This window comes from Kitasatospora sp. NPDC018058 (assembly GCF_044327205.1).
Taxonomy (GTDB): domain Bacteria; phylum Actinomycetota; class Actinomycetes; order Streptomycetales; family Streptomycetaceae; genus Kitasatospora.
Map to the genome: position 1 here is coordinate 24,012 of NZ_JBIRFA010000021.1, position 12,683 is coordinate 36,694.

Consider the following 12,683-nt stretch of genomic DNA (forward strand, 5'->3'; position numbering starts at 1 on the left):
GCCGGACCGTCACTCCAGGTGCTCGGCGAGGAAGCGTTCCACCGCCGCGTAGTAGGTCTCGCGGTTGCCGGGCCTGGCCAGGCCGTGGCCTTCGTCGGGGAACAGCAGGTACTCGTGCGGCAGCCCCTTGGCGGCCAGCGCCGCGACGATCTGCTCGGCCTCCTCCCGGGGCACCCGGACGTCGTTGGCCCCCTGGGCGACCAGGACGGGGACGCAGATGTCGTCGACCCGCGAGAGCGGGGACCGAGCCCACAGCATGTCGCGCTCGCTCTCCGGGTCCCCGACGTTCGCGGACATGAACGCCCGCAGCGGAGTCCGGTACGGCGCCCCGGCCGCCAGCATCGTCAGCAGGTTCGACGGGCCGCACAGCGCTATCGCGCAGGTGAAGACCGAAGGTGTGAAGGCCGCGCCGACGAGAGCCGCGTACCCCCCGTACGAGCAGCCCATGATCGCGACCCGGCCGGCGTCGATGCCGCCGTCCGCGACCAGGTGGTCGACCGCGTCGAGCAGATCGGTGTGCATCGCGGCGCCCCACTGCTTGGCGCCCAGGTTGCGGAACCGCTTGCCGTAGCCCGTCGAGCCCCGGAAGTTGACCTGGACGCACGCGTAGCCGCGGTTGGCCAGCAGCTGCGCCTCCTCGTCGAAGGCGAAGGTGTGCCGGGCCCACGGTCCGCCGTGCACGTTCACCACCGCCGGCAGGCGCCGGCGGTCCGCACCGGGCGGCCAGGTGACGTAGCCGTGCACGGTGACCCCGTCGCGCGCGGAGAACTCGAAGGGCTCCATCCGTGCGAGCCGGTACCGTTCGAGCTCCGGCTGGTGGCTGAAGAGGTACCGCAGTCGGCCGCCCGCCCGGTCGTAGACGTAGTAGAGGACCGGGCCGGCCCCGGTCACCACCGACACCGTCCACAACCGGTCGGAGCGGTCGGTGCGGTCCACGTAGACCTCGCCGTCGATCGCCTGGAGCGCGAGCTCGCCGCGGATCCGTCCGATGTCCTTGCCGAACTCCTCGTCGAGGAACACCCACTCGTCGCGGTCCTTGGCGAACAGCACCGCCTGCGGTGTCCGGCTCAGCGGGTCCGGCTCCACCTGCTTGACGTCGTAGGTGGGATCCTCGGCGAGCGCCGTCCGCCGCCCGGTCGCGACGTCGACCGCGAACAGCCGGCTGCTGTTGGCCCCGATGGAGGACAGGAGGTAGCAGGTGGCGCCGTCCCGCGCGAAGCCGAGGACCCGGGTCCCCACGACGTCCTCGTAGGGCACGTCCAGCCAGGGCTCGGCGCCGTCCGGACCGCCCGGCGGGTCCAGGTAGACCGCCGTGCCGCCGTCGGGCTTCATCGCCGAGCCGCCGCGGACCCGCAGGTCCGTGTCGACGATCCAGCTCAGGTAGCCGGGGTTCTCCGCGACCTTCGTGAGCAGTCGCGTCGCCAGGTCCAGACGGTAGACGTCGTGCAGGTCGCGCCGGTCCTTGTTCAGCCCGATCAGCATCGTGGTCGGATGCCACCGGTTGTGGGCCAGCACGCGCGCCTGAACGCCCTCGAAGGGTGTGGCGCAGCGTTCCTCGCCGGTGACGAGGTCGAGCAGGTGCAGCCGCCAGCTCTCGTCGCCGTTCTCGTCCCGCAGGGAGAACAGCGTGCGGTCGTCGTGGCACAGGCCGTAGGTCCGGATGCCGCGCCCGCGGTCCCGGGTCAGCGCCCTCGCCTCGTCCGGACGGTCCACCGGGGCAGCCCAGACGTTCATCACCCCGTCGTCCGGGGCGAGGAAGAGCAGTCGGGTCCCGTCGGGTGAGATCCGGGGCAGGAGGTACGACGGGTTGCCGAACAGGACGGAGCGCGGGATCAGGGGTACGGATTCAGCCGTCACGGCTCACTCCCCGGGTAGCTGGCTGGCGTGGGCGCCCGGAGTGCCACCATTGGGAGAGCCCCGGGTACTGCGCGACCGCCTCGTCGGTGTCACGCGGCGGGGTCGGGTCGGCGAACGGCCCCCGCGGGTGGGGCGGGTTCGCGCTCCGCGGCGAGGGGACCAGCGTCTGGGCCCGGAAGAGCTCCGTCATGAGCGCCGGGTCGCCGAGCACGGCCCGGGACATCCCGGCCCCCGCCCGGTGCCCGGGCGCGGAGCCGACCCGCGGCCGGTCCTGATCGGTCGCCATCCGCCACGCCCGCTCGGCCACCTCGGCCATGGCGGCCTGGAGTCCGGGGAAGACGGACGGATCGGCGCCGTGCCGTGTCAGCTCGCGGTCCAGGCGCACCGCGCTGAGCAGGGCGATCGACATCCCGTGCGAGTAGACCGGGTTCATCGCCGTCAACGCGTCGCCGACGGCCAGGAAGCCGTCGGGCCGGGGCCCCCGTTCGAAGAACCGCCTGCGGTTCGCGGTGGCCCGGAACGGCCGGACGCCGCCGAGGGGTTCGGCCGCGGCCATCAGCTCCGCCACGATCGGCGAGCCGAGCCCGTGGGCGCAGTCGGTGAATCCCCGCTGGTCGGTCGGCGGTGCCGCGGCGCGCGTGCCGGTCAGGGTGACGATCCACCGGCCGCCCTCGATGGGGAACAGCGTCGCGCCGTACCCGGGCCGGCCGGCCGCCGGCCGCGGGTGCACCATGATCGCCGGGAGGTCGGCGGCCAGGTCCTCGGGCGCCCGGTAGATCCGCGTGGAGTACGCGAGCCCCGGGTCGACCGTCTCCTCCTCGACGCCGGACCCGGCGATCGCGGCCAGCCACTCCCCCGCCCGCGAGCGCCGGCCCGTCGCGTCCACCACGACGTCGGCGCGGAGGGTCTCGCTGGAGCCGTCCTCCCGTCCGACCACGACTGCGGTCACCCGCGAGGCGTCACCGACGAGTCGCAGCGCACGGGTGCGCTCCCGCACCGCCACCGCGCCGTCGGCCAGGGCCCGCCGCCGGATGACGTGGTCCGTGAGCCACCGGCTGCAGGAGACCAGGAAGGCGCCGGTGTCGTGGCGGCGGAACCAGCCGCCCGACGTCAGGATCAGCGCGTCGCCCGGGAGTCCCCGCCGGTGCGCGCCCTCGGCGAGGAGGTCCTCCAGGGTGCCCGGGAGCACCGTGTCCAGGGCCTGGGCGCCCGCGGTCACCAGCACATGGCTGTGGAACGCCTGGGGCAGCCCCGACCGGACGCCCGGGCCCGCCGGGTACCGGCCGCCCTCGACCAGGGTGACGTCGTCGACGTGCCCGGAGAGCACCTTGGCCATCAGGACGCCCGCGAAGCCCCCGCCGAGGACGACCGCCCGCGTCACGGCCGCGCGGCCGGCGCGGCTCCGGTCTCCTGGAGCAGACCGGCCTCGACCATCGCGCTGATGAACGAGTCCACCTCGGCGCGGATGCGTTCCCCCAGCACGGCGTTGTGACCGGCGAACAGCAGGGACAGCCGCTCGATGACCTCCTCCCGTTCGCCGGCGCTCTCCACCAGCGCCCAGATCTGGGCGGCCGTCTCGTTCAGGGTGCGGAAGTCCCCGGACTCGGTGTGGTAGAGCGAGATCCCGCCCGCGCTCTCCTGCCAGATGACCGCCTCATTGATGTGCAGGGACAACGCCCGACCTCCTGTTCACCGGCGTGATGGGAATGAGCTCACCGACCGTGATCCCGGGCTTGGGTGCCGGGACGTAGGTCTTCCACTGCTCGTGCACCGGGTGCACCTCGCCGGTGGCGACCAGCCGGGGAACCGTCATGTCGAGGCTCCGCTCGGCGAGTTCCGCTCGGCCGACCCCGGCCTCCTGCCACAACTGCGAGGTGACGCCGTGCCGCAGGATCCGGCACAGGTGGCGGCTGTTGCGCCGGACGTCCCCGGACTCCGACAGGTGCGAGGCCCGGCAACCGCCGCCGCAGTTCGCCTTGATGTAGCACTGCTCGCAGTCGGCGTGGAACTCCCCGCCGAACACCGTGCTCCGGCGCATCGCGGCCAGCACCGGACTGGCGAAGACCTCCGCCAGCCGCTGCCGTCTGACGTTGCCCGCGTGCTCCGCCTTGCCCGTGACGAGCTTGCACGGGTAGACGTCGCCGAGGGAGTCGATGTAGATCTCGTTCCCGCCCATCCCGCAGTTGCCCTTGACCGAGCACGGCGTCACCGGCCGCGGCCCGTCCGGCTGGAGCTTTCCGGCCACCGGCGAGGTCCAGACCAGCCGCTGAACCCGCAGGTGGTCCCGCCATCCGAAGTCGTACGCGTCGCCGACGCCCCGGCCGAGGTCGTTGTGGTTCATCAGGCGGATGCTGTGGACCTCGAGCCCGTCGACGAACGAGGCGAAGTCCTCCAGCTCGTCGATGTTGTCCGAGGTGACGATGTGATTGATGGACGGCGCCACGCCGGCGTCGTTGAGCAGCCGGATCGCCTGGTGGGTCCTGGCGAACGCGCCTTTGCCCCGGGTGCGGTCGTGCGTCTCGGCGGTGCCACCGTCGAGGCTCACCGTGACGGCGTTGAACAGCTCGGCGAACCGCCTCGCCGTCGCCGCCGTCCGGATCATCGTCGCGTTGGTGATGATGTTCGCGTTCAGGCCGCTGCGGTTGGCGTGCTCGACGACCTGGAACAGATCCTTGCGGAGCATCGGTTCGCCGCCGGTGAAGACGAGGGTTCGGGCGCCGAGGTCCGCGATCTGCGAGACCAGGTCGAGCGACTCGGCGGTGTCGAGCTCGCCCGGGAGGCATTTCTCGGACGACGCGTAGCAGTAGGGGCAGCGGAGGTTGCAGCCGTCGGTGATGGCGTAGTACACGAAGTTCAGCGGGGCCTCGGCGACCCTGACCGCGGGCCTGTTGCCGTTGTAGTAGACGATCCAGTTCAGGACGAGCTTGGCGAGGACGCGCTCCGTCTCGTCGTCCGGTTCCAGCGTCCGTTCTCCGCGGGCCCGAACGCCGGCCAGGGCTTCGAGGACGCGGAACTCGCGTCCGTCGAGGACGCACCGGGCGCCCACCTCCGGATTGACCACGAGGTGGTCCTCGTCATGCACGAAGTACGTCAGGCCCGTCGGCACCTCGAACAACGACAGGTTCCGGACCAGCTGCCCTCGCATCCCGCCTCCTATCCGGGCTGGCACAGGCGCAACCCGAGACGCCTGAACGCCGGGCCGCGCCTGTGGACTGTCGGGACTACTTCTGCGTCGCGCCGGAGCCGGACCAGGCGCCGCACGCACACAGCATCGCGGCGTCGAAGCCCTCCTGGGTGGACTCGGGCGAGGACCACTCCTGCGAGTGCGCCACCACGTCCGGCAGGACGGCCATGAGACGGGTCTTGGTCGAGATGAGGACCCGGGTCTCCTCGGGCGTCAGGCTCGCGTAGAACTCCTCGAGCTCGGGCGCCATCGTGCCGCCGAGGATCCCGGCTTCACGAAGGGCCTCCAGGGAGTTGAAGGTCATGCCTCCACCTTTCACTGTCGCGGGCTAGCTGGGCTGTCACCGAGACTGCTGCGTGGCGGACTTGTGAAACAACCCCACGATTGTGGGTTGTCGTGGCACCTGCGGGCAGATACTACGCACGGAGTGTGAAGCCCCGTCAACGGTTCGGAATCGGCGTCGCCCCGGCGGCAGGCCCCGTCGTGGGTGTTGACGATCTCGGGCGCGCTGCGGTCTCATCTCTACTCAGAGTTGAGCTGGCATGACACCAAAACCGCTGTGTACAGCGGAGATCGATGACATGTCCAGCCTGACGGTCCCGTCGGACAACCCGAGAGGTGCGATGAGACCCACCGACTTCGGCACCGTGCACGTATCACTCCTGCCGGACTTCGTCTGCCGCATGGACCGGCGAGTCGTCGACCTCAGCGACATCCAGCAGCGGCTCGTCGCGGCTGTGGTGCTCGACGACCGTCCGGTGGGACGCCACGACCTCGCGGCACGCCTGTGGCCCGATGTCCCGCCCGCCCGGGCCTCGGCCCGCCTGCGCCAGACGCTCTGGCGGCTGAACCAGGTGACGGTCGGGGAGCTGTTACGGACCTCGCACACCACCGTCGCCCTGGCCGAGCACGTCGAGGTGGACTACCGGACGGCGGCCGGGCTGGTCTCGGCGGTGTCCCGGGCCGGCGGGGAGGCGTTCTCGGGGGGCGACCGGCTGCCGCAGGCGTGGAGCGTGCTCCGGCATCCGCTGCTGTACGGCTGGGACGACGACTGGCTCGCACCGTTCCAGGGGAAGTGGGAGCTGCAGCGCGTGCAGGCGCTGGAGAACCTCGCGGAGACGTTCCTGCAGCGCCGCCAGCACTCCGCGGTGCTCGAACTGGCCGACGCCGCGGCCCAGGCCGACCCGCTGCGCGAGGGACCCCGGCGGATAGCCGTCCAATCCTGCCTGCGCGCCGGCGAGGTCGCCGACGCGCACCGCCGGTACCGCCGCTACCGGGAGCTGCTCTCGTCGGAACTGGGCGTCTCGCCGAGCAGCGCCATCCCCCGGCTGCTGAAGCAGGACCGCGAACGCCAACTCGCCCTGGCCGCTGACTACTGACCGCGTCTGCCCCCGCGTCCCCGTCGGGCCGGGCCGACGGGGACGCCCGCAGTCCGCTGCACCCGTCGCCGGCCGTCGCGGCCGCGACGGCCCGCGGTGGCGGAGGGACACTGGTCGAGGGGCCGGAGGACGGGAGTGGACGCGATGCCTGACGGCGCGGGCGGCGGGTACCGCGCCCTGCTCGGCGAGCTCGCCGGCCTGGTACGGCTGGCGCGCACCGCGCTGGGCGGCGCGACGACCGCGCTGACCGGTGCGGCGGGCGGCGGCGAGGGGATTCCGGGCGCCGAGAAGGCCCTGGCCGAGCTGCGGGCCCGGATCGAGGAGGACGCCGCCGGGACGCTCGGCGGCCGGGCCGGGATCGTCGTGGGCGTCCACGTCGGGTGCGAGGTGGAGGCCCTCGGGCAGCTGGCGCAGCGGCTGCTGGAGGCGGCCTGGGCGCGCCAGGGGCGCGAGCCGTTCGAGGATCGGCTGCTGGTCCCGCTGCACGGGATCGCCGACGCGGCGCTGGACCTGGTCGGGCGGGCGGCGGACGCCCTGGAGTCCGGGGCGCCGGAGGCCGTGGCGGACGTACTCACCGAGCTGTACGAGGTCGCCCAGCGGCAGCGCCTGCTGTACGAACTGCTGCTGCGCGAGGAGGAGACGGACCCGGTCGACACCGCCGACCTGGTGCTGCTGTCCTGCTGCTACCGGCGGTGTGCCGACCACGCGGGGGCGATCGCCCGTCACGCGGGGCTGTTCGCGCACGCCGCGGTCTGAAAGCCGTCCGTTCTGAGAGCCGTCCGGGTCTGGAAGCTGACAGCCGTCCGGGACCGGGCCCGAGGCGCTACGGCAGGCCGGCGACAGCGGTCACGTCCTGCAGGAACCGCCGGGTGGGCTCGTGCCGCACCGTGCCCCGGTCGGTCACCACCATCGGTCCGAGCACCGGGTCGGCCGCGGGCTCCCCGCCCCGCAGCAGGCGGTCCAGCAGCGCGAGCGCGTTGTGGGCGTACGCGAGCGAGGCGGTCGCGGGCACCTGGGCGGCGAGCTCCCCGGCGCCGACGGCGATCACCCCGTCGCCGACCAGGGTGGTGGTGTCCGGCCGGACACCCTCGATGGTGCCGCCCTCCGGGCCGGCCGCCAGGTCCACCAGCACCGAGCCGGGCCGCATCCGCGCCACCGCCGTCGTGTGGAGCAGCACCGGGGGCATCCGGCCGGGCAGGTCGAGGGCCGTCACCACCATGTCGTGGTCGGCGACGGCCTCGGCGAGGCCGGCCACCCAGGCCAGGCGTTCACGGTCGACGGTCTCCCACAGCTCCGGGTCGTCCGCGACCGGGTGCAGCCCGGGCAGGTCCAGCAGCTCGGCGCCCAGCGCGGCGACCGCCGCACGCTCGCGGTGGCGCAGCTCGACCGCTCTCACGGGTGCGCCCAGGCGGCGGGCCGTGTCGATCGCCTGCAGGCCCGCGTGGCCGGCGCCCACCACCAGCACCCGGACCGGGTCGAACAGCCCGTCCGCCGTGCCCCAGGGTGGCAGGCAGCGGTCCATTCGGGCGGCGGCCAGCAGGACCGCGCGGTAGCCGGCCAGCCTGCTCTGGGAGGCCTCGGCGTCCAGCGGGTAGGCGGCGGGCAGGTCCGGCGCCAGGTCGAGGCCGATCGCCGTCACCCCGTGGTCGGCCCACTGCCGGACCAGGTACGGGATCCGGTGCGGGCGCACCAGCGCGGCCAGCACCTGGCCGGGGCGCAGGTCACGCACCGGGTCGACGTTCGGCGGGTGGATGCCGAGCAGGACGTCCGCGCGGCGGAGCAGCTCGGCCCGTCCGACCACGACGGCGCCCGCTGCGCGGTAGTCGGCGTCGTGGTGGCCGGCCAGGGCGCCGGCGCCGGGCTCGACCAGGGCGGTCGCGCCGAGTCGGCCGACGGCCGGTACCAGCCGGGGCACCAGGGCCACCCGGCGCTCGCCGGGTGCGGTCTCGCGGAGCACTCCTACCGTCGTGGCCGTCATCGCTGCCTCCGTGCCCCCCAGGTCGGCCGACATGCCCAGTATGTCCCGTTTGCCCGCTCACTTCGCCCGGTCGGATACTCGGTCCCAGGACTCGGGGCCTCCCGCGCGCGGGGCGCCACGCGGCACGGCGGAGGGAGCCGGTCATGGCCTCCAAGGGCTGGCAGTTCTGGGTGGACCGGGGCGGGACCTTCACCGATGTGGTCGCGCTGGCCCCCGACGGCCGGCTGCTGACCCACAAACTGCTCTCGCACGACCCGGCCCGCTACCGCGACCCCGCCGTGGCCGGGATCCGGGCCCTGCTCCCCCCGGGAGCGGGCATCGACTCGGTCCGGATGGGCACCACGGTGGCCACCAACGCCCTGCTGGAGCGCACCGGGGAGCCGACCGCACTGTGCATCACCCGCGGTTTCGCGGACGCGCTGCGGATCGGCTACCAGAACCGGCCGCAGATCTTCGCCCGCGGGATCACGCTGCCCGAGCCGCTGTACGCCCGGGTGGTCGAGGTGGACGAGCGGATCGCCGCCGACGGCGAGGTACTGCGCCCGCCCGACCTCGACCGGCTCGCCGAGGACCTGCGCGACTGCCTGCGCGAGGGCATCCGCTCGCTGGCGGTGGTCTGCCTGCACAGCTACCTGCACCCCGCGCACGAACGGGAGATCGGCCGCCTCGCCGAGCGACTCGGCTTCGACCAGGTGTCGTTGTCCAGCGAGACGAGCCCGCTGATGAAGCTGGTGCCGCGCGGGGACACCGCCGTGGTGGACGCCTACCTCGACCCCGGCCTGCGCCGCTACGTCCGGCGGGTGACGGACGAGCTGCCCGGCGTCCGGCTGATGTTCATGCAGTCCAACGGCGGCCTGGCCGAGGCCGGGCACTTCCGGGGCAAGGACGCGATCCTCTCCGGTCCGGCCGGCGGCATCGTCGGCATGGTGCGGATGTCTGAACTGGCCGGCCACGACCGGGTGATCGGCTTCGACATGGGCGGCACCTCCACCGACGTGTCGCACTTCGCCGGCGAGTACGAGCGGGTGGTGACCACCCAGGTCGCCGGGGTGCGACTGCGGGCGCCGATGCTGGCCATCCACACCGTCGCGGCGGGCGGCGGCTCGGTGCTGCGCTTCGACGGCGAGCGCCTGCGGGTCGGACCGGACTCGGCCGGCGCGGACCCCGGCCCCGCCTGCTACCGGAACGGCGGGCCGCTGACCGTCACCGACGCCAACCTGCTGCTCGGCCGGATCCAGGCCGGGCACTTCCCGCACGTCTTCGGGCCGGACGGCGACCAACCGCTCGACACCGAGCTGACGAGACGTCGGTTCACCGAGCTGACCGAGGAGATCGGCGACCGGACCGCGGAGGAGGCGGCGGAGGGCTTCCTGCGGATAGCGGTGGGCAACATCGCCAACGCGATCAAGCGCATCTCCGTCCAGCAGGGCCATGATGTCACCCGCTACGCCCTGACCACCTTCGGCGGCGCGGGCGGCCAGGCCGCCTGCCCGGTGGCCGAGGCGCTGGGCATCCGTACCGTGCTGGTCCCGCCGATGGCCGGGGTGCTCTCCGCCCTCGGTATCGGCCTGGCCGACACCACCGTGCTGCGCGAGCACGCCGTCGAACGGCCGCTGGCGGAGGGGGAGATGGCCGCCGTACGGGCACTCGCCGAGGAACTGGCGGCGGCCGCCACCGCCGAACTGCTCGACCAGGGCACCCCGCCGGAGCGGATCCGGCTGACCCACCGGGCCCGGCTGCGGTACCGGGGAACCGACACCACGATCGGCGTCCCGCTGGGTGAACCGGCCGACATGCGGGCCGAGTTCGAGCGGCGGCACCGGGCCACCTACTCCTTCCTGATGGACCGCCCGCTGGTGATCGAGGCCCTGGCCGTCGAAGGCACCGGCCTCACCGAGCAGCCGGAACTGGACGCCCTCTCCCCCGCCCCCGAGGAGCCGCCGGAGCCCACCGATGTGCCGCTGTACACGGGCGGCCGATGGCGCCGGGCCCCACTGCTGAGACGCGAGTCGATGCGACCGTCCGACACCGTGACCGGCCCGGCCGTGATCGCCGAGGCCAATGCCACCACCGTCGTGGACGACGGCTGGCGGGCGGGGATGACGGACGCCGGGCACCTGCTGCTCGAACACACCGGGACGCGCACCGAGGAGGCCGTCACCACCGCCGCCGACCCCGTCCTGCTGGAGGTCTTCAACAACCTCTTCATGGCGATCGCCCAACAGATGGGCGCCCGGCTGGAGTCCACCGCCCAGTCGGTCAACATCAAGGAGCGGCTGGACTTCTCCTGCGCCCTCTTCGACCCGGACGGCAACCTGGTCGCCAACGCCCCGCACATCCCGGTCCACCTCGGCTCGATGGGCACCACCGTCAAGGAGGTGATCCGTCGCCGCGGCCCGCAGCTGCGCCCGGGCGACACCTACGCGGTCAACGACCCGTACCACGGCGGCACCCACCTGCCCGACATCACCGTGGTGACCCCGGTGTTCGACCCGGACGGCCGCGAGGTGCTGTTCTTCGTCGCCTCGCGCGGCCACCACGCCGAGATCGGCGGCATCACCCCCGGCTCGATGCCCGCCGGCAGCCGGGAGATCCACGAGGAGGGCGTGCTCTTCGACGACTGGCCGCTGGTGGTGGACGGGCGGCTGCGCGAGGAGGAGACCGTACGGCTGCTCACCGGGGCGCCCTACCCGTCCCGCGACCCGGACACCAACCTGGCCGACCTGCGCGCCCAGATCGCCGCCAACCGCAAGGGCGTCGACGAGGTCAACGCGATGATCGACCACTTCGGCCTCGACGTCGTCCAGGCCTACATGCGGCACGTCCAGGACAACGCCGAACAGGCGGTGCGCCGGGCCGTCGACGGTCTGAGCGACGGCGGCTACCGCTACGAGACCGACTCCGGCGCCGTGATCGCCGTCGAGGTCAGGGTGGACCGCGAGGACCGCAGCGCCACCGTCGACTTCACCGGCACCTCGCCCGAGCTCGGGAGCAACCTCAACGCCCCCTCCGCCGTGGTCACCGCCGCCGTCCTGTACGTCTTCCGCACCCTCGTCGCCGACGACATCCCGCTCAACGACGGCTGCCTGCGCCCGCTGCGGATCGTCGTCCCGCCCGGCTCGATGCTGGCGCCGGAGTACCCCGCCGCCGTCGCCGCCGGGAACGTGGAGACCTCACAGGCCATCACCGGAGCGCTCTACGCCGCACTCGGCGTCCAGGCCGAGGGCTCCGGCACGATGAACAACCTCAGCTTCGGCAACGAGCACCACCAGTACTACGAGACCATCGCCTCCGGCTCCGGCGCCGGCCCCGGTTTCCACGGCGCCGACGTCGTCCAGACCCACATGACCAACTCCCGGCTCACCGACCCCGAGGTCCTGGAGTGGCGCCTGCCCGTCCTGGTCGAGGAGTTCGCCGTCCGCCCCGGCAGCGGCGGCGAGGGCCGCTGGCACGGCGGTGACGGCGCACTGCGCCGGTTGCGCTTCCGCGAACCGATGACGGTCAGCCTGCTCTCCAGCCACCGCAGGGTCCCCCCGTACGGCCTGGACGGCGGCTCCCCCGGCGAGCTCGGCGCCAACCGGATCCTGCGCGCCGACGGCACCGTCGAGGATCTGCCCGGCTGCGGCAGCGCCGAGGTGGCGGCCGGGGACGCCCTGGAGATCCGCACCCCCGGCGGGGGCGGCTACGGCGGCTGACTCCGCCGCAGCCCCGACGTCAGGCCGTCGGCCAGGTGCGCAGCAGGGCGTCGAGGGCGTCCAGGATGCGCGACCAGGTGTCCTCCGTGGTGCGCGGGGTGTGCTGGAAGCTCCCCGCCCGCTCCAGGGCCACGTAGCCGTGGAAGGTGCTGCCGAGCAGGCGGACGGCGTCGGTCTCGTCGGGCTCCGCGAGGTCGTAGCCGCGCAGGATCGCGCGGGTCATCTGGGAGTGCCGGACGGCGGCGCTGTTGCGCGCGGTCTCGTAGTCGAGTTCGAGCTGTGCGGCGGCGTAGCGGCCGGGGTGTTCGCGGGCGTAGTCGCGGTAGGCGTTGGCGAAGGCGGCCAGGGCGTCCTTGCCGGCGCGTCCGGCGAGGGCGACGGCGACCCGGTCGGCGAGTTCCTCCAGCGCGAGCAGGGCGATCCTGGTCTTGAGGTCCTGGGAGTTCCTGACGTGCGAGTACAGGCTCGCGTCCTTGACGCCGAAGCGGCGCGCCAGCGCCGAGACCGTGACCTTGTCGAAGCCGACCTCGTCGGCCAGCTCCGCCCCGGCCCGGGTGAGTCGTTCCGCGTTCAGCCCTACGCGTGCCATG

The 12,683-nt window shown here is 73.3% G+C and carries 10 protein-coding genes; 3 read left to right on the forward strand and 7 right to left on the reverse strand.

Annotation, left to right across the window (positions count from 1 at the left end; genetic code table 11):
• Positions 1-9: 9 nt before the first annotated feature.
• The 5 genes from ACH4E7_RS27490 to ACH4E7_RS27510 form a co-directional block, all read right to left on the reverse strand.
• Positions 10-1,857, reverse strand: coding sequence for a prolyl oligopeptidase family serine peptidase (locus ACH4E7_RS27490; RefSeq protein ID WP_396251731.1), 1,848 nt, complete (start codon positions 1,855-1,857; stop codon positions 10-12).
• The gene (locus ACH4E7_RS27495) at positions 1,847-3,238 is read right to left on the reverse strand and encodes an NAD(P)/FAD-dependent oxidoreductase (protein WP_396251732.1); all 1,392 of its coding nucleotides are present in this window, start codon (positions 3,236-3,238) and stop codon (positions 1,847-1,849) included. The genes ACH4E7_RS27490 and ACH4E7_RS27495 overlap by 11 nt, the downstream gene beginning before the upstream one ends.
• Positions 3,235-3,531, reverse strand: a complete 297-nt coding sequence (locus tag ACH4E7_RS27500; RefSeq protein ID WP_396251733.1) for a PqqD family protein — start codon at positions 3,529-3,531, stop codon at positions 3,235-3,237. Before ACH4E7_RS27500 ends, ACH4E7_RS27495 begins: the two co-directional genes overlap by 4 nt.
• Positions 3,512-5,002 (reverse strand): StsB family radical SAM/SPASM domain sactipeptide maturase, encoded by a 1,491-nt coding sequence (gene stsB, locus ACH4E7_RS27505; RefSeq protein ID WP_396251734.1) that lies wholly within the window; start codon positions 5,000-5,002, stop codon positions 3,512-3,514. The genes ACH4E7_RS27500 and stsB overlap by 20 nt, the downstream gene beginning before the upstream one ends.
• A gap of 76 nt (positions 5,003-5,078) precedes the next feature.
• A complete protein-coding gene (locus tag ACH4E7_RS27510; protein ID WP_396251735.1) occupies positions 5,079-5,345 on the reverse strand; it encodes a StsA-related sactipeptide RiPP in 267 nt (88 codons plus the stop codon).
• 277 nt (positions 5,346-5,622) lie between these two features.
• Here ACH4E7_RS27510 and ACH4E7_RS27515 point away from each other — a divergent pair, with 277 nt between their 5' ends.
• Both ACH4E7_RS27515 and ACH4E7_RS27520 read left to right on the forward strand, forming a co-directional pair.
• The gene (locus ACH4E7_RS27515; RefSeq protein WP_396251736.1) at positions 5,623-6,420 is read left to right on the forward strand and encodes a BTAD domain-containing putative transcriptional regulator; all 798 of its coding nucleotides are present in this window, start codon (positions 5,623-5,625) and stop codon (positions 6,418-6,420) included.
• A gap of 144 nt (positions 6,421-6,564) precedes the next feature.
• Positions 6,565-7,176, forward strand: a complete 612-nt coding sequence (locus ACH4E7_RS27520; protein WP_396251737.1) for a hypothetical protein — start codon at positions 6,565-6,567, stop codon at positions 7,174-7,176.
• A gap of 67 nt (positions 7,177-7,243) precedes the next feature.
• Here ACH4E7_RS27520 and ACH4E7_RS27525 read toward each other — a convergent pair whose 3' ends face one another.
• Positions 7,244-8,398, reverse strand: coding sequence for an NAD(P) transhydrogenase subunit alpha (locus ACH4E7_RS27525; protein WP_396251738.1), 1,155 nt, complete (start codon positions 8,396-8,398; stop codon positions 7,244-7,246).
• A 143-nt stretch (positions 8,399-8,541) separates the two neighbouring features.
• On the opposite strand from ACH4E7_RS27525, the gene ACH4E7_RS27530 reads away from it, so the two are divergent.
• Positions 8,542-12,093: a hydantoinase B/oxoprolinase family protein gene (locus ACH4E7_RS27530; RefSeq protein ID WP_396251739.1), complete on the forward strand. Its 3,552-nt coding sequence runs from the start codon at positions 8,542-8,544 to the stop codon at positions 12,091-12,093.
• A 19-nt stretch (positions 12,094-12,112) separates the two neighbouring features.
• On the opposite strand, the gene ACH4E7_RS27535 is transcribed toward ACH4E7_RS27530, so the two are convergent.
• The gene (locus tag ACH4E7_RS27535) at positions 12,113-12,682 is read right to left on the reverse strand and encodes a TetR/AcrR family transcriptional regulator (protein WP_396251740.1); all 570 of its coding nucleotides are present in this window, start codon (positions 12,680-12,682) and stop codon (positions 12,113-12,115) included.
• Position 12,683: the final 1 nt, after the last annotated feature.

What these genes read in the sequence shown, in the direction of transcription:
- stsB (WP_396251734.1), bottom strand. Translation starts at nt 5,002, where the DNA reads ATGCGAGGGCAGCTGGTCCGGAACCTGTCGTTGTTCGAGGTGCCGACG.
- ACH4E7_RS27510 (WP_396251735.1), bottom strand. Translation starts at nt 5,345, where the DNA reads ATGACCTTCAACTCCCTGGAGGCCCTTCGTGAAGCCGGGATCCTCGGC.
- ACH4E7_RS27515 (WP_396251736.1), top strand. Translation starts at nt 5,623, where the DNA reads ATGTCCAGCCTGACGGTCCCGTCGGACAACCCGAGAGGTGCGATGAGA.
- ACH4E7_RS27520 (WP_396251737.1), top strand. Translation starts at nt 6,565, where the DNA reads ATGCCTGACGGCGCGGGCGGCGGGTACCGCGCCCTGCTCGGCGAGCTC.
- ACH4E7_RS27525 (WP_396251738.1), bottom strand. Translation starts at nt 8,398, where the DNA reads ATGACGGCCACGACGGTAGGAGTGCTCCGCGAGACCGCACCCGGCGAG.
- ACH4E7_RS27530 (WP_396251739.1), top strand. Translation starts at nt 8,542, where the DNA reads ATGGCCTCCAAGGGCTGGCAGTTCTGGGTGGACCGGGGCGGGACCTTC.
- ACH4E7_RS27535 (WP_396251740.1), bottom strand. Translation starts at nt 12,682, where the DNA reads ATGGCACGCGTAGGGCTGAACGCGGAACGACTCACCCGGGCCGGGGCG.